Here is a 22020-nt window from a genome sequence, read left to right as displayed (position 1 = left end):
TCTAACCTTCCTCTTGCAAATGCTCTTTGCAAAAAGCGGTAAGCTGTTCTTCTTCTTCGGGTTCCATATCGAAGTCCAGATACTGATCCGTGGTCCGCTCATAAAAATCGTACTTGACGATACGCGAGCGCTCCTCGTCATCCAGAAAAATCACCCTTAAGTAAATGCCCTGCTCCGAATAAAGCTCATCATCCTCCGGAACGTCCAGATCACATACAAATTCAAAGCGTTTGCCGGTTAAGATTCCGAACGGATCTTTGACCAACTCCACGCTGTATTCTTTAATTGTCAGCATATTCCCACCCTTTCTATCACCTTACTCATTATACACAACGAAGCCCCAATTCTTATACATTCCTCTAACCGTCCGCTGGAATACAGGCCGTTTCCTCAATTGGTCCGTCTCTTGGCATATACCCCTTACCCTGCTCAGCATGAATGTTCTACGATAAAGTATAAACATAGACCCTGCAAAAAAGGAGATGAGGGCAAGTGGCTCAAAGGGATCAGCTCACCATCACCATCGAGAAGGGCAGCCAGCGTTTCTCCCTGACCTCGCCGCTTGGAGGCATCGGACGATTTGTTGTTGTCGTCAACGACCAATTCACGAATGCTCCCAATACAACACAAATCGCCAGCGGCGCAGGAAAGAGCAGCGCAGCCGGCAGCAACGCCGCCATCAACTCCCCGCATACGTTCCAGCAGGAAAGCATAGGCGCGGGCGGCATTGCCAAGAACCTGGGACTTAAGGATCCGAGGGATCATTCCTCGAAACACCGCAGCAAGCGCGGCCGGCACAAACAGCTTCAAAAGGAAGTGGTGTTTGTGATCAACAAACAGGTAGCCAAGCTGCCGAGCCGGGGCAGCAGCGCTTCTGCTACGCAAATTGCCAGCGGCGCCGGAAAATACAGCACAGGCGGAACCAACGCGGCCATCGATAGCAAAGGCACCCGGCAGCAGCAAGCAGTCGGAGGCGGAGCCGGTGGCAAAGCGATCAACAAAGAAGTCAAAAAACACGGCCGGATCCACAAGCACCATTCCTATAGCGGTAGAAAAGCTTACTAAGCAATCAGCAGTCCAAGAAGGAAACGGAGCAGGAGCAATTGATTCCCGTAACATGTATGAGAGCAGGCATAACGGCCCTTTTCAGGGCCGTTATTTCTATCCCGAGTTATAGAAATTCATGGAAACAGCAAAGAGTATACCCATGGAATGAGTATACTCTTCTTCGCCCGATAAGCCCTGATCGATTGCTGTATCCAGCATCGCCCTCGGCTATTGTGCTTTCTTGATCTGCTTGCTCCGCAGCTGTCCACAGGCCGCATCAATATCGGTGCCATGCTCCAGACGCACGCTGCAGCTAATCCCCTGCTTCTTCAGGGTATCGTAAAATGCGGTAATCGATTCCTTCGAACTCCGCTGATATTGGCTGTGCTCATCCACCGGATTGTACGGAATGAGGTTCACATTCGCCAGGTTACGGCGATCGCCCACGAGCTCTGCAAGCTCAAGCGCGTGCTCGCGCTGGTCATTCACATCTTTCAGCAGAATGTACTCCAGCGTGATCCGGCGATTCGTTTTTTCCAAATAATAATCAATGGCTGCCATCAGCTTCTGAATCGGAATCGCTTTGTTAATCTTCATGATGCGCGTACGAATCTCGTCATTCGGCGCATGCAGGGAGATGGCGAGATTCACGCCGAGATCGCTGTCCGCAAACTCCACGATTTTGTTAGCCAGCCCGCTGGTCGAAACCGTGATATGCCGCGGTCCGATGGCAAGGCCCTTATGATCCTTGATCACGCGGATGAAATCCGACATGTTCTCATAGTTATCAAACGGCTCCCCAATCCCCATCACTACGAGATGGCTGACGCGCTCGTCCTTGCCTCTCTGATCCAGGTGTAGCTGAACCTGCATGACCTGCTCTACAATTTCAGCCGCCGATAAATCCCGACTCTTCTTCAGCAGCCCGCTGGCACAGAAGCTGCACCCAATGTTGCAGCCCACTTGAGTTGTCACACAGACCGACAAGCCGAATTTATGCCGCATCAATACGGTTTCTATCAGGTTGCCGTCCACCAGCTTAAACAGAAACTTAACCGTCCCGTCCAGCGATTCCTGCTTGGTATGCTCTTCCAAGGTCAGAATAGTATAATGATCCGCGAGCAGCTCCACGCATTCGGGATGCACGTCCGTCATATCCGAAAAAGCAGTGACCCGCTTCCGATACAGCCATTCCCACACCTGTGTTGCCCGAAACTTCTTATGTCCACGCTCGCCAAGCCAAGCGGTCATCTGATCTAAGGTTAATCCATATATGGATGGTTTGTTCATTGATAGGTCCTCTTTCCATTCATAGTACACCACTCCTTATTGTCCCAAAATTCCGAGGCGAACACAAGGGGAGTTATAGGCAATTCGCGCTTCCTGCACGTTCTAAGCTTCCTGAGGGCAGGGCCTCACCAGATCAGCCCCGCTGTTTACGTGTAAAAAATGCAATCCCATAGCCTATTAACAACGAAAGAGAGATGCCCAGACTGTATGTAAAAATATTAATAAAGGCCGTATTTGAATACTGATCCCATTCCCCAAACCGGAATATAGTGGAGCCAGACTCTGATGTTGCCCCGACAAGGTCATGAAAGATCCTATAATAATATCCGACAGCCAACCAGCTTATGGTGCCGGTCATCACGACAAGGAAAGATAACATGCCACCGGAATACCATCCATCCCTCATTTTTTCCCGGAAAAAGTAACAGGATGCCGCCCCCGTCAGGCACAGAAGTACGGTGTATAACGGCACCAGCAGGAATACAATCAAGAGTGCAGGATTGCCATTGCCGGATAAACCGCCATTCCATCTCAATCGGAACGTGAATAGATCGACCATACCCGTTAGAGTCATCGTAAGAAAGAATAATACAAGAATACTGAGCATGATCTTCCGCTGGGAATCCGTCAGAGCAGGAAAACGAACCTTGCGTGAGCCGGTATCTACGCTTCGCTTGGACGGATGCTGAAATCTTTTGACGATCAGCGGTTCGGGGTATTCAAGGTGTTGGATGCTTCTGGCCTTAAGCTCCTGCATCATATCCATCCATATGTGACCGATCAACATGTAATTTCCGATTCTATTGCCACTCTTATGACTTGTGGTCTCGAATCCGTAATAGTCCATCATCATCTCCATCGTGATCTCATCTTCGACTTCAGGATGAAGGCCAGCGAACATTGCCTTGATATCAATACAGGGATTCGCGGGTTCGGGCAGACCATGCCGGGCACACTCACGCTGGAGCAGCGGCAGAACAAACTCATACCCTCCGTACGTGACAAAGATGCATTCGTTAGCAAAACCGGTAAACATTCCGTACCCCTTCGGGAATCTGGGCGAACCCTCCACATCTGCATTATAGATTCCTGTCGAGACTGCGATCGGCTGCGGAATCGGCCCGGATGGTTTGATATACGTATGGAAAGTCTGCTCTTCTTGTATGCCCGTACTGTCCATACGGACGGCTCCAATTTCCACGACCTCCGCGTTCTCTACCTGATCATCGGTGGCCTCCAGATCGAATACACAGAACTTTTGTTCCAGAACATCCTTGATGGACAGCCCCGATAATACGTAAGCTTGCTCCAACATCTGTACCTTCATCCGCAACAACACCCCACCTTCCAAAAAATCATTCCCAACAAATCTAATGCAAAAAGGAGGATCGCCCTGCTTGATCCAATGTACGGTTCCAACAAAAATAAGCACGCTTCGCTCTTTTTTACCAATGTGCAGTCAAAAACAGGGTGTTTCTGCAACCAAGTGATCCAATCAAGTGTTTAGATTAATAAATACTAAAGACAGGGATTGAGGAAAGGAAATTTATGAAGAAGCTGAGGAAACAACAGAAATTAGTGATCACATGTGCAGTGATAATCTTAACAATTTCTTGGACCATTAACTATTACTCGGTTCGCTTGCCTGCTACAAGCCTCATTAGCCATTCTACTACAATAGAAAAAATCTTTTTTTATCACCTGAATGGATCTAACATAACACCTTACCTAATCGAATTCGAGGACAACCATAATGAGCTCAACCAATGGATGAGCATTCTGGATTCCGTTTCGTATACGAGATCAGCAAGATCATTTGTCACCAAAAACATAAGAAATGATGGAGGAGAGACGTTTGCGTTCACTATTTTTTATCGTGACGGTGATGGAGAATTACATGATTACTTCCTCGATATGAATCAAAAAGGTTATGCTATAAGAGGCCAGAACAAAATGTACAAAATGGTTGAAAGGGAGTCCGAGGTGTTTGAACAGCTATCTGCATGGCTTTTTGAAAAAGCCGTTGAAATGCCGGTAAACTTGAGTAAGTGATACTCAAGCAAGCAAAGTAATATTCATGAACGCACAAGTACAATAACCCAATTCATACACCTCTTATGGAACCGCCGGGTTCATTGTCCCGCATATCGTTAAAGAGGTGTATTGGGGGCTATACGTAATAATCAGACAGACACGCCGGGCTCATGCTTCTCCTGCTCTCCTATTTGCGAGCCGTTAGCCAGGGTGATCCAGGTGTCAAATTGCCGCTGTCCTTCATGCAGGCGAATGACCCTCGCCCCTCGGAGCATGCCTTCCCGGCCATATGTGCCATATCCGGTGGCCCTGCCGTAACAGAGACGGATGCCGTGCAGTTCGCCCCAATAATCGTTGATGTGATCATGCCCGGCGAAGGTACCCAGCACATCGCCTCTTTCGAGCATCGCCGCGAACAGTCCGGTATTCACCTCCGGGCAGCATACTTTCTCATACTTGCTGCCGTAACACGTCTTCCGCTCCCAGACCTCCTGGTACTCCGGCAGAGGGATATGGAAAAAAGCCAATGCCGGCAGCGGTTTCCCGCTATGCTTAACGCTGTAAGCCATCGAGGCCATTTCATACCACCGGATCTGATCGCGTCGGATCCAATCGTATCCCGGAACGGCAGGGTGTTCGGACTCTCTCCCTGAGTCGAAGAAGTACAGCACGGCCTCTGTCTTGTCCCCATTACTGCCGTATATAGGAAGCGTGTAATTCCCTACGCCATGAATATCCGCCGAACCGTGTTCCGCACAGTTATAGGTGTGCTGCATAGCGACATCCATTAGCTCTTCACGCGTCACATCCCCCTCCGTATCGTGATTCCCGAATACAAAAGCCCAGCGGATGCCGCGGGATTCTACCGAAGCTACGACATCCTTGAAGGCCTGCACCGGATCCTCGCACCTTCTTGAGCCGGGATCAACTTCCCCTGAATAGATCAGATCGCCCGTAAACACGACCAGGTCCGGCTGCTCCAGGTCCAGCACCGTATCCATGCACTGTCGGCTCAACTGATCCTCTGGTTCTCCATTCATCCAATGAATATCAGTAAACTGCACGATTTTGAAGGTATGATCGTCTCCGAATCGAAGAATTGGCTTCATTGCATATTTCCTCCTTTTATATGGGCATGTGGTTTTGATACACATCGTTGTGGTTTTATGTGTATATTAGAGGAGGGAACTTCGTAAAGTCAATGATTTTTCATTGACTTTATGATTTTATCACCCTAATATAAGGATTAATCCATATTATCGGTCAATACCAGTCATACATTATATCGAGGTGAAATAAATAGATGTCCGTTACTTACGAAGATCGCAGGGAGAAAATTCTGCATCAATTAGAACTTGAAGGCAAGGTAAAGGTCCACATTCTCGCCGAACAGTTGGAGGTATCTGCCGAAACCATCCGGCGGGATCTGGACCGTTTAGAGAAGGAAGGCAAACTTCGCAAAGTTTACGGCGGTGCCGTCAAATCGCGCGCCGAGCATATTGAACCATCCTTTACCAGCCGTTCCCAGACTTGGACTGAAGAGAAGGCCGCTATCGGCCAACTTGCCGCATCCCTGGTCAAGGATGGCGAAACGATTTTGCTGGACAACGGAACAACCACGATTGAGGTGATGCGTTATCTCAAGGACCGGTCTCATATCACGGTCATCACCCACTCGCTGCCTGTGCTCAATCTGGCGATGGAAATTTTCCAGGGGAAAATTATTTATATCGGCGGTGATATGGACCGCACCAAACAAGCGGCAACAGGCCCTCTCACCGAGATGCTGCTGGAGCAGTTCAAAGTGAATAAAGCGTTTATCTCTGTCGGCGGCATCTCGTTAACCGACGGGATTACCGATTATGATCTGGACGAAGCCTATATTTCGCGAAAAATGCTGGAGCGTGCCGAGGAAGGCATCGTTCTCGCGGATCATTCGAAGCTGGGGGTCACCACATTCGCCAAGCTTGCCAAGCTGGAGGATATCTCCATGGTCATTACGGATCGGGGCTGCTCACAGGAGTGGGTGGACAATCTGTCCGCACGCGGCATTGAAGTGCTCATCGGACATCTCTGATGGAATTGCTATCCCTGCTGCTGGTACTGTCATCCGGGCTGACGCATGCGCTTTGGAATCTGTTCACGAAGCGGAGCATTCATAAATCGGTATTTCTGTGGTGCATCCACTCGGTCACTTTAATCTTCCTGATGCCTTATTTTCTCATCGAGATGTCTAAGCTCCAGCTGAGCCCGCACATATACGGCCTGATGCTTCTGTCGATGACAATCCAGGGCTGCTATATTACGCTGCTCTCCAAAGCGTATACCCATGGCGATATGTCTCAGGTATATCCGTTCATGCGGGGGCTCGGCGCCATGTTGACCTCGCTGTGCAGCCTTGTGTTATTTCATGAACAGTTAAAACCATTGGGGTATATGGGGCTTGGTATCATTACTTTTTCGTTATTTGCTTTATCCGGTCTGAGGTTCAGAGGCCCATCGGGCGTGAATCCCAAAGCATTGATCTACGCCTGCCTGGTCGGGCTCTGTATTTCGGGATACACCCTTACCGACAAAGCCATTCTGGATGCGGGGGTTTCCCCCGTCACGCTGATCCAGCTATCCAATATCAGTTATTTCATCGCACTGATCATTCCGGTTATGCTGGCTGGACAGTTGAAGCAGGAATGGTCGGTGAACTGGCGGACGATCCTGCTTGGCTCCGTCCTTGCACCCGGGTCTTACTTATTGTTTCTGTTCGCCATGCGGCTTACCCCGCTTGCACATATCGCTCCGGTTCGTGAAATCAGCACGGTATTCGGCACCATACTTGGCATCCTCGTTCTGCGTGAGCAGCAAGGCTGGCGACGAATCCTCACGTCCATGCTCATCACGTTTGGCATCATCGCCATCGCGCTGTGGGGTTAACCATCGTGATTGCTTGCATCTTGGTAAAGTGTTAACTCTTCATGATTCTCGCTCTGCCGTTCTCGCTTGTCAGAATCTGATTTGCTCTATCAAAATGCGCCGCAGCTTCACGCCCTGCTCCAAGCAGGAGCGTATTCTTACAACGCTCAGAACCCCAAAAAAAGCCGGCGATTATACGCCGGCTTCTTCCGCAAAGATAACTTCCTCCGTTGTCTTGATGCTCGCAAACCATCTAAGGGTAGCATTCTCGTAATCTATGATCTGCTGAGCCGTTAACGCCGCACTACTCCAGGTGCTGTGAGCATCCGACACCAAGGTAACCGCGTAGCCCATACTGGACGCTCTCCTGCACGTGGTATCTACGCATAACTCACTCTGCATCCCCGCCAGAATCACATGTTCAATATCCTGCCGTTTCAGTTCTTCTTCAAGCGTTGTGTTATAGAATGAATCCGGTCTGGTCTTCTGAATGATGACATCCGACATCGCGGGCGCTATTTCGGGATTAATTCTCCACGCGTCGGACCCCTTGACCAGACCCTCGTCATTATGCTGTATGTAAAAAACAGGAACGCCGCCGTTTCTGGCTTTTGCAATGAGCTGCTTGAGATTGTAGAGCAATCGCTCCCCTTCATACACCGGATCATTCACATGAAACATCTCATTCTGTACATCAATGACCAATAGCGCACTCTTCTTCAAAAGAAACAACCTCCTGTACGATTCGATTTATTCACCCCCAATTATAGAACAAATGTTCTTGCGAAGTACATAGAAATCTAGGGCACAACCCTAAAAAAGCTGTACCTCAACAACATTAAAAAAGGAATCCCCTATGAGAGGACCCCCCGTCTACTTCCCGGCAATCAAGCCTGCAGCCGATTCACCGCCGCCACAGCATTCTTGACACTGCATGGATACAACAATTATTGTTCAGTTAATGGAATGGAGGCACCCGGGATAACCTCGGGGCTATTCCTCCTCGGCTTTGAACTCCGGTTGCGCTGCCTTATTCTTCAGGTTATGTTGATGAAGCTTTCTCATGGTTTTGTACAGCTGCTGTAATTCTTGTTCATCCAGAATATCAAACATGGAGGTTTGGAAATCCGACAGCAACGGGATAATCTCTTCCAGCAGGGCTTGTCCCTTCTCCGTAAGGGAGATATACTTCACTTTCCAATCCTGCTTGCGGACAATCAGCCCCAGCTTCTCCAGCCGCTTCACCATGTGGGAAACGCCGCCCCCGCTGATGGAAAGGTATTCAGCCAACTCCTGCTGCGATAAAGGCTGATGTACCATGACCTGAATCAGCACGTCGAATTGGGCAACGGTAATGCAGAAGGGCTGCAGGAATTCATTCGAGATTTGATTGCCGACCTGTTGAAAACGGGTGATCCGAATCCAGGACAGCATCGCCAGCCGGTTCTCTTGACTAAACCCTAATTGCTTCATTTGCTCCATTCTCCTCCTCGATCCTAATCTCTGTCAATTTATCACTTAAGTGACAAGCTGTCAAATCAACCTCCGATCGCTTCGGAACGAACTGTAAACCCACTTTCCCCGTCGTTACAGAATCATATCAATCCAGCTGCATCCCTAACCGCGTTGTCGCCGGATCCCGGGACGGTTTTGGCCTACCCGATGAATTCGGCGACTAACGATAGAGACTGCTGCGAAGAAGCATATGTTGAAGATTATCCTTTGATCGCCCCAACCATGATGCCCTTCTCAAAATACTTGGACACAATCGGATAGAAGACCAGCACCGGAATGCTCGACACCACCACAACCGCATATTTAATCGACTGCTTGATCAGGTTGACCTCGCTCTGGTTGCTGTTCATCATCGCCTGGTTCGCTGCATCCCCCATCTGGTTCTGCACCAGGATTTCCCTCAGGATCAGCTGCAGCGGGAACAGTTCGCGGTCTGACAAATAAATCATCGCGTCAAAATAACCGTTCCATCTGCCTACTCCGTAGAACATCATCATCACGGCGATGATCGGAGTCGATAATGGAAGAACCACCTTGAGCAGCAGCTGCATGTCCGTAGCTCCGTCAATAAACGCGCTCTCCTCCAGTTCAAGCGGAATGTTCTGCTGGAAGTAAGTACGCATAATAATCATGTTGTATACGCTAACGGCTCCCGGCAGAATCATGACCCACATCGTATTGATGATCCCCAGATGCTGGTTCACCAAATACGTCGGAATCAACCCGCCGGAGAAGAACATTGTGAAAGTGAACAGAATGGTAATGACGTTCCGGCCCCGGAAATCCCTCCGGGATAACGGATAGGCCGCCAAGGTGGTCATGATGACGTTCACGGCTGTTCCAAGGACCGTGTAAATCACGGCATTTTTGAAGCCCATCCATATATCCGGATTATCGAACACCCGTTTATATCCTTCCAGCGTAAATCCCTTGGGCCACAGCAGCAGAGCACTGTCGAAGATCTGGCGGGGATCGCTGAGTGACGCAAACACAACGAATAACAACGGATATAGAATAAGCAAAGTGACGATCCCTACGACTACAATGTTGATCCAGTTAAAAATTTTATCTTCTCTAGATAGATGAAACTGCATGGTTGCCCCTCCTTACCACAGGCTGGTCTCACTGAATTTCTGCGCGAATTTATTCACCAGATACAGGACGATGAAGTTGATCAGGTTGTTAAACAGGCCTACGGCAGCCGAGAAGCTGTATTCCGCGTTCAATATACCTGACTTGTACATGTATGTTGACAGCACCTCCGACGTTGCAAGGTTTGCATCGTTCTGCATGAGCAGCACCTTTTCGAACCCGACTGACATAACCGACCCCGTGGCCAAAATGGCGCAGATCACAATGGTTGGCATGATCGCCGGAATGGTGATGTACCGGATGCACTGCAAACGCGTGGCGCCTTCCAGGTAAGCCGCTTCATATTGATCCTGCGGAATGCCGGACATGGCGGCAGTATAGATCAGCGTTCCCCAGCCCACGGTCTGCCAAATGCCCGACCAGACAAAGACATGCGGGAACAGCTTCGCACTGCCGACAAAATCAATCGGCGTACCGCCGAAATATTGAATGACCGTATTGATCACACCGTCGACCGGGGACGTGAAGAACGTAACCATGCCGACAACGATAACAATCGAAATGAAATTCGGAATGTAGGAGATGGTCTGTGCAAGCGATTTGTACTTCTTGCGGCGCAGCTCATTGAACATGAGCGCCAGAATGATGGGAAGCGGAATTCCGACCAGGAGGCTGTACAGACTGATTCTTAGCGTGTTAATGATGACATCCCAGAAGTAAAAGGCGTTAAAGAACCGTTCGAAGTGGGCAAATCCCACCCAGGGGCTGTCCATAATGCCAAATGCGGGAGAGTAATCTTTAAACGAGATGATAATCCCGTACATCGGGATATAATTCCATATGATTAAGGAGGTCAGCGGCAGCAGCATCATGAAGTACAGCCACTTTTGCTTCAAAATGGATTTGCGTTTCGGTTTAAGGAACGGCTTCTTGTGAAGTGAAGATTCCATGGTTTTCCCCTCTCCTTAGAATTTAAAATTTGGGGAGATTCAAGAAGAATCTCCCCAACAAACGGTCCTTTTAGCTCTCTTTATAACGTTTGTATTGCGTTTGCTTGATTTCCAGATATTTATCCGAGCCCATCTTCTTCAGCTGGGCAATATAGTTATCCCACTCTTTGTCGATATCCTTGGTACCCGTTACAAACTCCACGCGCATCTGCCCAACATAGTTGCCGACGTCTGCAATGATGGAGGAAGATTCATTCGCTTCCTGGATCGTTGCCGGCAGATCCGGCAACATAACGCTTGGCAGGGTCTCTTCCGTCAGATCCGTGTATACCGGCGCCTCTTTGCGGCCCGCAGCAGCTCTAACCTCAGGGGAGAGCTCGATGTACGGGAAGTAACCGCCATATACGTTATCCACGTATTGGAATGCGCCCAGTCCGATGCCGTCTTTATAGTTCAAGATTTCATCGATATAGACTTTCTTGCCGTCTTCCACATTGTAAGTAACGCCTTCCTTGCCCAGGTAACCGAATACGCTGCCTTCCTCACTGTAGAAGTAGTCAACCCATTTCAGGATCGCGCCCGGGTCCTTCGCATCCTTCGTTACAACCAAACTGGAAGCCCCCGCAACCTGGGAATCGGTCAACGATGCGGTATCTCCGTCAGGACCTGCAAGCACGTTGATGGCTACAAAATCATCCTTTACGCTCTCCCCGATATAATCGATGGCCGCCCAGTTCCATGCGCCGACAGTGTCCTTGGCAGCGTCCGCCGTCCACTTATCGTAGTCCACGCCGCTGAAGGCCTGTTTGTTGATCGCGCCATTCTTGTACATCCGGTTCTCATACTTCAAGAGCTCCTTGTATCCATCGGCTGTAATCGTCAGTTGAATCTCGTCGTTGTCATCGACATAAATAAAGTTTCCGAGCGCCTTCCGTCCACCGTTGCCGATGCCGAAGGAACCCATCATCATCTGTTCGAACGTCCAGCCGAGCGAGCCGCTTGGCATATACCAGCCCTGCTCATCGTTCACGCCATTGCCGTTCGGGTCCTTGGTCACAAATGCCATCAAGGCTTCCTCCAGCTCGGCCGTTGTTTTGGGAACCTCCATGCCAAGGTTGTCCAGCCATTTCTTGTTGATCCACAAGCGGATCGTCCGGTTACCCTCCGGGTATGGATCGATGTAAGGGGTTGCATAAATGTGACCGTCTGCGCTGGTCAAGCCTTTTCTTACATCTTCATTCTCTTCGAGATATTTTTGCAGATTCGGCGCATGCTCTTTAAAGAGCTCTTCCAGTGGCAAGAACAGGCCTTGCTGACCATACTTCAGCAATTCTCCGTTGCTCCAGTCGACTTGATAGAACGCATCCGGCAGATCGCCTCTCGTCAAAATCACGTTCTTCTTCTCCCCGATATCGGTGAGCTCTTCCCATTTCACCTTGATCCCGGACATCTTCTCATATTCCTGCCACATCCACAGCTCGCTGGATGCAGGCCGTAAATTGTTCCAGCTTGGCCGTAAAAGCGAAATTTCTTTTGTATCGGCAGATGCATTACCTTTCGGATCCTGTGCTTCCCCGGACTTTCCTCCGCAAGCCGTAACAAGCAGAGCAGATGCCAGCAACAACGACATGACAACCTTCCCTTTTTTAGCGCGAAACACTCCATCAACCCCCATTATTTGATATATCAATTAATTCATAAATCCGATTATAAGATATACCAATTTATTTGTCTAGCGCTTACATTTCTATTTATTGGGGTTGGAAGCGTTTAATCTTGAAATATAACGTAGGGAACTATACTATGAAACTAGAAGTTCATGATTTTCGTTTGAACGTTGGCAATGGAAACTAAAGCCGGCAAGAGCCTACTCCCTGCCTATATGCACAACAGACAAGGGTTGGACTACTCACATAAAAAATGGGATTGCCTATGTCTCTTGTCTTTCGTATATTCAACATAACCACTGTATTTTCACATTAAAAACATCATTAGACTTTGACATATACGCCGCGAAATGATATATCAAATTTAGCGAGGAGATCCGCTATGGAACAAATTCCACTATATCAACATATCGTAAATGCGCTTACCGCCAGGATAGAATCCGGAGAGCTTCAGGCTGGAGACCAGCTTCCGACCGAAGCTGAAATTTCGAAGGAATACAACGTAAGCCGAATCACGTCGAAGAGGGCACTGACCGAGCTGGAGAATGCCAAGCTGATCCATCGGGTTCAGGGGAAGGGAAGCTTCGTGAATGCCGCCAAGGCTCCGCACCGTCCTGTGAGCAGGACCAGCAAGGAGATATTGCTGATCCTTCCGTTCTCGCATAACCCGGGACTTGGTGATTATGAAAAGGGCATTAACGAATACCTTGCAACAACCGACTATACCCTGAACATTCAGTCCAATACGATTGTCAGTCAACGGAAGCTGCTGGAGTCCGCACTTCAAAGTACGAATTCAGGATTAATCTTCTATCCGGTAAGCAGCATTTCGGATCTTGGCATTCTGTACCAATACCACCTGGCGAATTACCCGCTCGTGACGATGGATAAATGCATTGAGGGTATTCCGTTCCTGTCGGTTGTCTCGGATAACTTTGATGGCGGGTATCAGGCATCCAAGCATCTGATTGAGAATAACCATAAGAAAATCGCTTTTATCTCCTCCTTGAAGGTAGAGAATTCCTCTTCCATTCGAGAGCGATATTTCGGTTACCTGAAGGCTCTGTATGATCACAGCCTGATCGATTACAGCGTGAGCGATTTAACTGACCGTTATTTGACCCATGACAACGATAATGGCAGGGAATATTATATCCAGTTTATTCAATCCGTTATGGCACAAGGGATTACGGGCATCGTTGCCGAGAATGACCTGATTGCGATCGAGATTATTCAAATCGCCAAAGAGCTGGGCCTCTCCGTACCGGATGACTTCTCCGTTGTCGGTTTTGATAACATTCATCTTGCTGGCTTCGTTGAACCCAAGCTGACGACCATATCCCAGGATTTTGGACGGATGGGATATCAGGCCGCGCAAAGCCTGATCACACTGATCGAGAGCCCCAAGGATCAACCGCTTGAGCATGTTGTGGTTCCGGTTCAGCTCATCGAGCGCCAGACCGTAAAGAAACTGTAAGACACTTCATTTCTGAAAACCAAAGGAGACTTTTGCATGCTGCACTATATCGATACTCGACAAGGCTCCAACAACCAACATGCCTATTCCAACGGGAATACGCTTCCTTACACCGGTGTGCCTTTTGGCATGAATCATTATGTCGTACAGACCCACAATGAGGGAAGCTGGTTCTTCAACCCCAATGACCGCGTGTTCCAAGGCATCCGACTGACCCACCAGCCAAGTCCGTGGATGGGCGACTTCGCCCACTTCCTGATGACCCCGATAGCGGATGACAAAATCAGAGGGTCCGTCTTCACCTGTCAAAGTTCCTACCGCCCGGAAGAAGCGACATTCAAGCCGCATTACGTGAAGGTGAAGCAGCAGCGCTATAACATCACAACCGAGCTGGTTCCCAGCTGCTACGGAGCGGCGATGCGCATGAAGTACCATTCCGGACAGCAGGCCGGCTTCGTGCTGAACGCGAAGGGCCAAAGCGAGTTCAAGCTTGATGCTGCCCGTCGCAGAATCACCGGCTATATCAGCAACTTCTCGGGCTGCCACGATGATGGGTTCCGGATGTACGTAGCCATGAGTTTCAGCAAGGACATCGACCTCGGGGCGACGGGCCAATACGATGCCGAGGGCCAATTCTCCCGTGAGGTAGATTTTAGCGGCGTCAATCAGCATGCTGTCCTGCGTTTCATAGAATGTGAGCGAGATACCCTCGATGTGAAGCTGGCCACATCCTTTATCAGCATGGAGCAAGCGGAGCTTAACCTTACACGCGAGCTGGATGCATCCTTCGAAGATCGGCAGGAGGCGGCTGCGCAGGCCTGGAACCATTACTTGAACAAAATCCAGGTTACCCATACCAATGAGGAGTACTTGCGAACCTTCTATACCTGCTTGTACCGTATGTTCCTGTTTCCGCAGAAGTTCTATGAGCTGGATGCCAACATGGAGCCGGTCCACTATGATACAACTGCCAGAGCCGTCAAGAAAGGAATTCTGTATACCAATAACGGATTCTGGGATACCTACAAAACCGTATATCCGCTGTACTCCATCATCGCGCCGAAGGAATATGAGGAAATGCTGGAGGGCTACCTGAACTCCTACCGCGAAACCGGCTTCCTGCCGAAATGGCTGTCGCCTGATGAGCGCGGACTGATGCCGGGTACGCTTATTGACGCCGTTATTGCCGATGCTGCCGCCAAGGGCATTGCCCACGACCTGATGCCAGAGCTGCTTGCGGCGATGCTGACTGCAGCCACCACGCAAAGCGAGAAGAACTGTTATGGTCGTCAAGGAACGCTCGATTACATCAAGCACGGCTATGTTCCGAGCAGCTATCATGAGAGTGTCAACCACACGCTGGATTACGCCTACAGCGACTACTGCATCAGCCGCGTAGCCGATGTGCTGGGGAAACCGGATATGGCGGATCATTACCGACAAAGTGCGCTCAATTACCGCAATATCTTTGATGCAGAGACCGGATTTATGCGGGCCAAGGATCAGAACGGCCAGTTCCGTCCAGATTTTAACGACACGAGCTGGGGACTCGATTATGCTGAGGGAAGCGCCTGGCAGACCAGCTTTGCCGTATTCCAGGATATCCAGGGTTTGATTGAGGCGTACGGTTCGAAGGAACGTTTTTTCGACAAAATAACCGAATTGTGCAATAAAGCGCCCGACTTCGACGTGCGGGGCTATGGCTTTGAAATTCATGAGATGAGTGAGATGGCTGCCATCGACTATGGCCAGTTGGCAATATCCAATCAGCCAAGCTTCCATATTCCTTATCTGTTCAGCTATGTGGGGCAGCCTGCCTCATCCCAGGTTGTCATTAAACAGCTGATGACCAACCTGTTCAACAGCGGCTTTAACGGATTCCCGGGCGACGAGGACAACGGAAGCATGTCAGGCTGGTACGTGTTCAGCTCCATGGGCTTCTATCCGGTATGCCCGGGCAGCAATGAGTATGTGCTCGGTATTCCGCTGTTTGACAGCGTAACGATTGAGCTGCCGAATGGCAAGCAGATGCACATTTATACCGACAACAATAACCCGCAGTCCAATTTCGTTGCGAATGTCCAACTGGAGGGGCAGGATTATACCAAGCTGTACATTACGCATGACGATATTCTGGAAGGCAAATCCCTAAGCTTCCGTCTCGGACTCGCACCAAGCTACCGTTCTTATGAGGCAGAAGAACTGCCGTTCTCGATATCGAAGAAGTAAAGACCACATTGATATCTATATAGATTGATCCAAGGGACATCCAACCGGGCCATATCACGGTTCCGGGGGATGTCCCTTTTTTTGTTGGTCCGAAGTAGCACCGGATGAAAATAAAGGAATTATTAACAGCCTATAGGGCAACAATACCCTTGCATTCATTTTAAACAACGCAGGGGTGATTGGTTTGTTGTCAATGGTTCTCCAACATATTCCCAGCTGGATCATTCTTGTTCAAGCCCTATTGCTTCTTATCATCCCGCTCCTGCTGCTTAAGCTCACGCGCTGGCTCAGGAAAGCCCTGAACGGGCGTCATTCCGCACGCAGCGACATGCGTTCCGCTGCCGAAATGGAGAAGAAAAGCGGGAAGGATTCCACGCATACAGCATTTAAACTAACGGGTCAATACGCTGCCGAAATCACGCTCATTCGCGAACATACCAGTCGCAACGCCGATGTGAAGATCCGAGAATTCACGATCAAGGGGACGCAAACCCGTGTTGCCGTACTGACAATCGATGGTTTATGCGACAACGATATCATCGACACCCATCTCATTACGCCGTTAATGCTGAGTGGTGTGCCTGAGTCTGAAGCAGACGGCTTCGCCCACTCCAGCCACTCCATCAACAGCTATCTGAAGACGCGACTGTTGCCTGTCACGGATATCGCGGAGACCCAGACTCTCGGGGATCTGGTTCAATCCGTCTTGATTGGTACAACCGGTTTGCTGGTGGAGGGGATGGAGGGCGCCTTCCTTCTCTTCTCGGCAGGAGGCAAAAGCCGCAGTCTGGAGGAGCCGCTATCCGAAGCTCTGCTTCGGGGACCGCGTGTGGGTTTTACAGAAAGGCTGGCGGACAACACGGGACTGCTCAGGCTTCACGGAAAAAACGAAAGCCTCTCGATTACCCGGCATCAAGTCGGAACCCGCGTGAAGAAAGACCTCGTCATCGCGTATATGAAGGACATTGCCGATGATGGGCTTGTCCAGGAAGTCACGGGGCGAATCCAGCGAATGGATATCGACGATCCTCTGGAATCCGGGTACGTGGAGCAGTTGATTGAGGACAACATCCTGAGCCCCTTCCAACAATTGCACAATACCGAAAGACCGGACCGGGTGATCGGTGCTTTACTTGAGGGGCGTGTCGCCATCCTGCTGGACGGGACCCCTTTTGCTCTGATTGTCCCCGTTACCTTCAGTATGCTGCTGCAGTCACCTGAGGATTATTACGAACGCTGGATATCCGGTTCCTTCGTTCGTTTGCTTCGCATGCTGGCAGCCATGCTGGCACTTCTCGCTCCGGCACTGTACGTATCCTTTATCTCGTTCCACCCCGGTCTAATTCCGACACGGCTAGCCCTCTCAATAATCGAGACCAGACAGGGAGTCCCCTTTCCCTCCTTGCTCGAAGTACTCATTATGGAAATTGCCATTGAGATCTTAAGAGAAGCCGGTATTCGCTTGCCCAAGCCAATTGGCCCCGCGATGGGTATCGTTGGTGGTCTTATTATTGGCGACGCCGCCGTTAATGCAGGGATTGTCAGCCCGTTTCTGGTTATTGTTGTTGCCGTTACGGCTATCTCTTCGTTCACCATTCCGAGTTACAGTGCAGGCATCAGCCTCCGGTTTCTTCGATTCATCGGCATGTTCTGCGCTGCCTTCCTTGGATTGTTCGGTGTTGTCATGTTCTTTCTATTCCTCTGCAGCCATATCGTCAAGCTGAGATCCTTCGGTGTCCCGTATGCAAGCCCCTTGGTGCCTTACCGATTCAGTGACTGGAAGGATTTACTCATCCGTTTGCCGCTGCAAGTCATGAAGGAGCGCCCTCAAATGATCAAGACCAAGGACTCGGATCGAAAAAAGTAAATGTTGAAGAATATGGCGGAGGTGACACCGATGAACCGTTCGAGTGATCAAATTACGACTGCACAGGCTGCAGTCATCATTATTAACTACATGCTGGGTGCAGGTATTTTGACATTGCCGAGAACGGCCGTCACAGCAAGCAATTCGCCTGACGTATGGATCTCGGTCCTTCTCTCAAGCCTGCTGATTCTTCTGGCCGGATTCGTTATCGTGAAGCTTTGCCGGAGATTTCCCGGTCAGACCTGGTTTCAATTCGTGCCTCAAATTACAGGCAAAGCAATTGCATTTCTGATCAGCCTGATCACCATCGGCTACTTACTTACCATCTCGGCTTTTGAGCTCAGAGTCATGGCAGAAGTCACGGGGATGTTCCTGTTAGAGGGAACACCCATGTGGGCGATCGTGATGACCTTTATGTGGGTTGGCCTCTACCTGACTACAGGTGGGATCGGCAGCATAGCCAGGCTCTTCGAGATTATTCTGCCCATCACACTGGTCATCTCCATCATTACGTTCTCGCTCAGCAGCGGGTTATTCGAGATCAACAATCTGCGCCCCGTACTGGGCTCCGGCGTAATGCCCGTGCTTCAGGGAATGAAATCGACGACGCTCGCATTTGCCGGCTTTGAGATCATGCTCATCATTATGGCATTTATGAGCTCTCCCCAAAAAGGAATGAAGGCCGTTACTTGGGGGACGATCGTCCCTACGTTTGTCTACCTGGTTGCGCTAGTCATGACCATCGGTGGTCTGTCCCTCGGCGGCGTGAAGGTTGCCACCTGGCCCAGTCTGGATTTAATCCGAAGCTTCGAAATTCAAGGCCTGATCTTTGAACGGTTCGAATCCCTGCTGCTTGTCATCTGGATTATGCAGATTTTCTCGACCTTCACCATAACGCATTATGCCGCATCACTCGGCTGGTCACAGCTATTCAAGAAGAACATCCGCCCCTTTCTGTTCATAATGCTGCCGGTTATTTTCTTAATTGCCGTCATCCCGAAAAATATCTCGGAGTTATTCAAGCTGGGGCAGATTGTGGGCAATGTGTCGGTTTATTTATTTGGCACCCTTCCATTTTTCCTGCTGATCATCAGCAAGATTCGCCGCAAAGGGGAGACTACCAATTGAATCCGTCTGCACGTACTCTGAGAATCGTGCTCACATGCGTCATACTGCTTACGACGACGGGGTGTTGGAGCAACGATGAGATCGAGGAATTAAATCTATATGTAGGCCTTGGAATGGACGTTGCCCAAGAGTCCAAGTTTGAGAAGCAGGTCAATGAGCAGGGAGGGCATTATCCGAAAAAAAAGAACATGACCATCACCGTTCAAATCACCCCCCCGTCCAGCGGGCAAAAGAAGAACCAGAACTCATCATCGCCGCAAGGGGGCAAGTCTTATCTGAACGAGCGCTTGACTGGTGATTCCGTGGTTCAAATCCTTCGGCAATTTGCTCTAAGACGAGAGCGCCCCTTGATTGGCCATCACTTGAAGGTCATTGTCCTGTCCACCGAATTAGCAAAGAAATATAATCTCGAGCAGCTCCTGGACTATATTATGCGGGATAACGACATCCGGCCCAGCTGTCTCATCCTGATCAGCCACGGAAGTGCAGTGGAAGCCTTGAGTTCATCGGAGCCCGGGGAAATTCCCGCCTTATATTTGACCGGGCTGTTTGATAACCATCAATTATCCAACAAGATTCTTCCTGCCATGTCACTGGTCAAGCTCGATGGTATGATGCAATCCGGTTCGAGCTTTCTGCTGCAGAATGTCATTACGGCCGAGGGCGAGCACAAATTCTCCGGAGCAGGCATCTTCAAGGGAACAAGCAAGAAGTGGATCGGCAGTCTAAACCAAACGGATCTGGAGGGCTTATCCTGGATTACGGGCAAAGTCAGAACAGGCGCTTTGAAAACCTATAAACCGAGAACCGAAGATACGATAACCTATGAACCGAAAGTAACGAAGAGCAAGATCACCCCTATCGTTCGAGGGGATCAAATTTCATTCCATGTCGAGGTCGCATCCAGAGGAGCCCTGATCGAGGACTGGAGCAGTCCGCAGCATACAGCAACCGAGTCTTACCAGGATGAGCTGGAGGGCTACTTTGAGGATACGGTCCGCGAACAAATTCGGCAGGTACTCTACAAAATGCAGGAGACCTATCATGTCGATGTCGCAGGATTCGGGGAACAGCTCCGAATCAAGCATCCCCGGTTATGGAAAAAGGTTGAGAAGAACTGGGATGAGGCCTTTAGCAAGGCCAACGTAACGTATGATGTGAAGATTAACATTACCAATTATGGTTCTTCCATGAGATAAAGCGCTGCCCCTCAAGAGACAGCGCTTTTCCTTCTGTCGTTTGCCACTTACACCAGGAACATAGCCACAACCGTGGTAACGGTAAGACCGATCAGCACTGGCTTTAAATTACGCTTTGCGAGCTCAAAGGGACTGACGCCGCAAATGGCAGCGGCCGGAATCAGTGCCCACGGTATAAGAGTGCCTCCCCCCACCCAAATTGCGGCAACCTGCCCAAGCGCGGTCAGCGTAGCTGCACCTGATCCGATGGCTGTTGCAAACAATTGCGCGATCGAGCCGGCAAGCGATATGCCGGAGAAGCCCGAGCCGTCCAGGCCCGTAATTGCACCGGTGATGGTCAACGTTACTGCGCCCACCGCGCCGTTCAGCGGCACCGCATTCGCAAGCGCAACCCCCAGGTCGTTCACGATCCCATGGGAAGCTTCCGGAAGTACTTTGCCAAACAAATCGGTAAACGCCGCATCTCCGAGATAGAAGAATGCCGCTATCGGAATGACGGGTCCGAATACTTTGAATCCAAACACGAAGCCCTCAATTAAATACGAGGTGACCTTCTCTAGTCCGCGGTTGCGATGTGCTACCAGCGTAATGATGCTTAAGATAAGGACCGCGGTTCCGCCGACCAAGGCTGTTGCATCCCCGCCCTGCAACTTCAGGATGAACATGGCCGCAACGTCGGCAGCAAACAGCAGCAGAATGGCGATAGCCAGCCATCTCTTCATGCCAGGAGAAATAGGAGCAGCAGCGTCATCCTCTTCAGAACGTGCGGCGAGTGTCTCTCCTGTGCTCTTGATGGTGACCAATCCATCTCTCCAGCTGCCGTTCCGCTGATCTCTTCGCATCATCCAGAATGCCGTCACCGTTGTTACAACTCCCATCACAATGACAAGCGGAACGCTCGCTGCCATCACGCTGGATACCGGCAGACCGGCGGCATCCGCAGTCAATTTAGGCGCGCCCTGGATAATGTAATCCCCCGACAGCGCTATGCCGTGACCGAACAGGTTCATGGCTACCGCAGCACCAAGCGCGGGCAGTCCCACGCGAATGGCTACAGGCAGCAGCACAACTCCGATTAACGCAACCGCCGGTGACGGCCAGAAGAAGAAGGACGTTACCATCATGATGATGCCGATTCCCCAATAAGCCATGGCCGGGGTACGGAGGAACCGGGTTAGCGGGGCTACCATCGTTTCGTTGATGCCGGTCTTGATCAATACCCTGCTCATCGCTACAATGATCGATATGATCATGATTGTACCCATCAGCTCTTTCGTAGCATAAATGAAGGAGTTAAACACGCCGGAGACCGAGCCGCTCAGCGTTTCCGTTGCCAGCAGGCCAAGCGCAAATATTCCGGTCACGCATATAAGCGTTGTATCGCGCCGCCGGATCAGCAGCGTCATGATCAGGACGATGAACGCCAGGTAAACCCAGTGCATCGCGGTTAATTGAATTCCCATATGAAGTCACGCCCTTTCCCAGGCAGCAGGTTTGTGACTACATCTTATGCGTGGGCCTGGGCAAGGGTTCATAACCCGTACTAACTCACTCTGGCATTTCATATACTTGGTAAACTGGAGACCTGTTTCATCAGTTGCTGGCGAGCAATCTGTGA

The 22020-nt window shown here is 50.2% G+C and carries 19 protein-coding genes; 9 read left to right on the top strand and 10 right to left on the bottom strand.

The window, feature by feature from the left end; genetic code table 11:
* Nucleotide 1: 1 nt before the first annotated feature.
* The gene (locus WDY75_RS00955; RefSeq protein WP_063478111.1) at nt 2-295 is read right to left on the bottom strand and encodes a DUF6509 family protein; all 294 of its coding nucleotides are present in this window, start codon (nt 293-295) and stop codon (nt 2-4) included.
* A gap of 197 nt (nt 296-492) precedes the next feature.
* On the opposite strand from WDY75_RS00955, the gene WDY75_RS00950 reads away from it, so the two are divergent.
* Nucleotides 493-1065: a hypothetical protein gene (locus WDY75_RS00950; RefSeq protein ID WP_063478112.1), complete on the top strand. Its 573-nt coding sequence runs from the start codon at nt 493-495 to the stop codon at nt 1063-1065.
* A gap of 210 nt (nt 1066-1275) precedes the next feature.
* On the opposite strand, the gene rlmN is transcribed toward WDY75_RS00950, so the two are convergent.
* Together rlmN and WDY75_RS00940 are read right to left on the bottom strand one after the other, a co-directional pair.
* Nucleotides 1276-2337, bottom strand: a complete 1062-nt coding sequence (gene rlmN / locus WDY75_RS00945; RefSeq protein WP_063478113.1) for a 23S rRNA (adenine(2503)-C(2))-methyltransferase RlmN — start codon at nt 2335-2337, stop codon at nt 1276-1278.
* A gap of 133 nt (nt 2338-2470) precedes the next feature.
* Nucleotides 2471-3664, bottom strand: coding sequence for a 3'-5' exonuclease (locus WDY75_RS00940; RefSeq protein ID WP_156515034.1), 1194 nt, complete (start codon nt 3662-3664; stop codon nt 2471-2473).
* A 221-nt stretch (nt 3665-3885) separates the two neighbouring features.
* On the opposite strand from WDY75_RS00940, the gene WDY75_RS00935 reads away from it, so the two are divergent.
* Nucleotides 3886-4389 carry a hypothetical protein gene (locus WDY75_RS00935; RefSeq protein WP_006207133.1) on the top strand — a complete coding sequence of 168 codons (504 nt, stop codon included), beginning with the start codon at nt 3886-3888 and terminating at the stop codon, nt 4387-4389.
* A gap of 131 nt (nt 4390-4520) precedes the next feature.
* Here the strand turns inward: WDY75_RS00935 and WDY75_RS00930 are convergent, their stop codons facing one another.
* Nucleotides 4521-5480 (bottom strand): metallophosphoesterase family protein, encoded by a 960-nt coding sequence (locus WDY75_RS00930; RefSeq protein ID WP_063478115.1) that lies wholly within the window; start codon nt 5478-5480, stop codon nt 4521-4523.
* 194 nt (nt 5481-5674) lie between these two features.
* Here WDY75_RS00930 and WDY75_RS00925 point away from each other — a divergent pair, with 194 nt between their 5' ends.
* Both WDY75_RS00925 and WDY75_RS00920 read left to right on the top strand, forming a co-directional pair.
* Nucleotides 5675-6448 carry a DeoR/GlpR family DNA-binding transcription regulator gene (locus WDY75_RS00925; RefSeq protein WP_006207134.1) on the top strand — a complete coding sequence of 258 codons (774 nt, stop codon included), beginning with the start codon at nt 5675-5677 and terminating at the stop codon, nt 6446-6448.
* A complete protein-coding gene (locus tag WDY75_RS00920) occupies nt 6448-7299 on the top strand; it encodes a DMT family transporter (RefSeq protein ID WP_006207135.1) in 852 nt (283 codons plus the stop codon). Before WDY75_RS00925 ends, WDY75_RS00920 begins: the two co-directional genes overlap by 1 nt.
* A 171-nt stretch (nt 7300-7470) precedes the next feature.
* Here the strand turns inward: WDY75_RS00920 and WDY75_RS00915 are convergent, their stop codons facing one another.
* The 5 genes from WDY75_RS00915 to WDY75_RS00895 all read right to left on the bottom strand — a co-directional run bounded on the left by WDY75_RS00915 (nt 7471) and on the right by WDY75_RS00895 (nt 12495).
* Nucleotides 7471-8001 carry a cysteine hydrolase family protein gene (locus WDY75_RS00915; protein ID WP_063478116.1) on the bottom strand — a complete coding sequence of 177 codons (531 nt, stop codon included), beginning with the start codon at nt 7999-8001 and terminating at the stop codon, nt 7471-7473.
* A 270-nt stretch (nt 8002-8271) separates the two neighbouring features.
* Entirely contained in the window at nt 8272-8751 is a 480-nt protein-coding gene (locus WDY75_RS00910; RefSeq protein ID WP_006207137.1) for a MarR family winged helix-turn-helix transcriptional regulator, read from the bottom strand.
* 242 nt (nt 8752-8993) lie between these two features.
* A complete protein-coding gene (locus WDY75_RS00905) occupies nt 8994-9887 on the bottom strand; it encodes a carbohydrate ABC transporter permease (protein ID WP_006207138.1) in 894 nt (297 codons plus the stop codon).
* Between the two features lie 12 nt (nt 9888-9899).
* Nucleotides 9900-10835, bottom strand: a complete 936-nt coding sequence (locus WDY75_RS00900) for an ABC transporter permease (protein ID WP_006207139.1) — start codon at nt 10833-10835, stop codon at nt 9900-9902.
* A 70-nt stretch (nt 10836-10905) separates the two neighbouring features.
* Nucleotides 10906-12495: an extracellular solute-binding protein gene (locus WDY75_RS00895; RefSeq protein ID WP_082834272.1), complete on the bottom strand. Its 1590-nt coding sequence runs from the start codon at nt 12493-12495 to the stop codon at nt 10906-10908.
* A 389-nt stretch (nt 12496-12884) separates the two neighbouring features.
* Here WDY75_RS00895 and WDY75_RS00890 point away from each other — a divergent pair, with 389 nt between their 5' ends.
* From WDY75_RS00890 to WDY75_RS00870, 5 genes are all read left to right on the top strand, one after another.
* Nucleotides 12885-13979: a LacI family DNA-binding transcriptional regulator gene (locus WDY75_RS00890; RefSeq protein ID WP_063478118.1), complete on the top strand. Its 1095-nt coding sequence runs from the start codon at nt 12885-12887 to the stop codon at nt 13977-13979.
* Between the two features lie 36 nt (nt 13980-14015).
* Nucleotides 14016-16208 (top strand): GH92 family glycosyl hydrolase, encoded by a 2193-nt coding sequence (locus WDY75_RS00885; protein WP_063478119.1) that lies wholly within the window; start codon nt 14016-14018, stop codon nt 16206-16208.
* 193 nt (nt 16209-16401) lie between these two features.
* Nucleotides 16402-18075 carry a spore germination protein gene (locus WDY75_RS00880; protein ID WP_409348345.1) on the top strand — a complete coding sequence of 558 codons (1674 nt, stop codon included), beginning with the start codon at nt 16402-16404 and terminating at the stop codon, nt 18073-18075.
* 30 nt (nt 18076-18105) lie between these two features.
* Nucleotides 18106-19203 (top strand): GerAB/ArcD/ProY family transporter, encoded by a 1098-nt coding sequence (locus WDY75_RS00875; RefSeq protein WP_063478121.1) that lies wholly within the window; start codon nt 18106-18108, stop codon nt 19201-19203.
* The gene (locus tag WDY75_RS00870; protein ID WP_063478122.1) at nt 19200-20402 is read left to right on the top strand and encodes a Ger(x)C family spore germination protein; all 1203 of its coding nucleotides are present in this window, start codon (nt 19200-19202) and stop codon (nt 20400-20402) included. Before WDY75_RS00875 ends, WDY75_RS00870 begins: the two co-directional genes overlap by 4 nt.
* 47 nt (nt 20403-20449) lie before the next feature.
* Here WDY75_RS00870 and WDY75_RS00865 read toward each other — a convergent pair whose 3' ends face one another.
* Entirely contained in the window at nt 20450-21865 is a 1416-nt protein-coding gene (locus WDY75_RS00865) for a hypothetical protein (RefSeq protein WP_063478123.1), read from the bottom strand.
* Nucleotides 21866-22020: the final 155 nt, after the last annotated feature.

Origin of the sequence: Paenibacillus glucanolyticus (genome assembly GCF_037333485.1) — a bacterium.
GTDB classification, from domain to species: domain Bacteria; phylum Bacillota; class Bacilli; order Paenibacillales; family Paenibacillaceae; genus Paenibacillus_AQ; species Paenibacillus_AQ glucanolyticus.
The sequence above is the reverse complement of the archived record's forward strand: the minus strand, read 5'-3'. Positions and strand labels throughout refer to the sequence as shown.

Coding starts and splice junctions, on each gene's coding strand:
- WDY75_RS00955 (WP_063478111.1), bottom strand. CDS start 295: ATGCTGACAATTAAAGAATACAGCGTGGAGTTGGTCAAAGATCCGTTC.
- rlmN (WP_063478113.1), bottom strand. CDS start 2,337: ATGAACAAACCATCCATATATGGATTAACCTTAGATCAGATGACCGCT.
- WDY75_RS00940 (WP_156515034.1), bottom strand. CDS start 3,664: ATGAAGGTACAGATGTTGGAGCAAGCTTACGTATTATCGGGGCTGTCC.
- WDY75_RS00935 (WP_006207133.1), top strand. CDS start 3,886: ATGAAGAAGCTGAGGAAACAACAGAAATTAGTGATCACATGTGCAGTG.
- WDY75_RS00930 (WP_063478115.1), bottom strand. CDS start 5,480: ATGAAGCCAATTCTTCGATTCGGAGACGATCATACCTTCAAAATCGTG.
- WDY75_RS00925 (WP_006207134.1), top strand. CDS start 5,675: ATGTCCGTTACTTACGAAGATCGCAGGGAGAAAATTCTGCATCAATTA.
- WDY75_RS00920 (WP_006207135.1), top strand. CDS start 6,448: ATGGAATTGCTATCCCTGCTGCTGGTACTGTCATCCGGGCTGACGCAT.
- WDY75_RS00910 (WP_006207137.1), bottom strand. CDS start 8,751: ATGAAGCAATTAGGGTTTAGTCAAGAGAACCGGCTGGCGATGCTGTCC.
- WDY75_RS00905 (WP_006207138.1), bottom strand. CDS start 9,887: ATGCAGTTTCATCTATCTAGAGAAGATAAAATTTTTAACTGGATCAAC.
- WDY75_RS00900 (WP_006207139.1), bottom strand. CDS start 10,835: ATGGAATCTTCACTTCACAAGAAGCCGTTCCTTAAACCGAAACGCAAA.
- WDY75_RS00890 (WP_063478118.1), top strand. CDS start 12,885: ATGGAACAAATTCCACTATATCAACATATCGTAAATGCGCTTACCGCC.
- WDY75_RS00885 (WP_063478119.1), top strand. CDS start 14,016: ATGCTGCACTATATCGATACTCGACAAGGCTCCAACAACCAACATGCC.
- WDY75_RS00880 (WP_409348345.1), top strand. CDS start 16,402: ATGGTTCTCCAACATATTCCCAGCTGGATCATTCTTGTTCAAGCCCTA.
- WDY75_RS00875 (WP_063478121.1), top strand. CDS start 18,106: ATGAACCGTTCGAGTGATCAAATTACGACTGCACAGGCTGCAGTCATC.
- WDY75_RS00865 (WP_063478123.1), bottom strand. CDS start 21,865: ATGGGAATTCAATTAACCGCGATGCACTGGGTTTACCTGGCGTTCATC.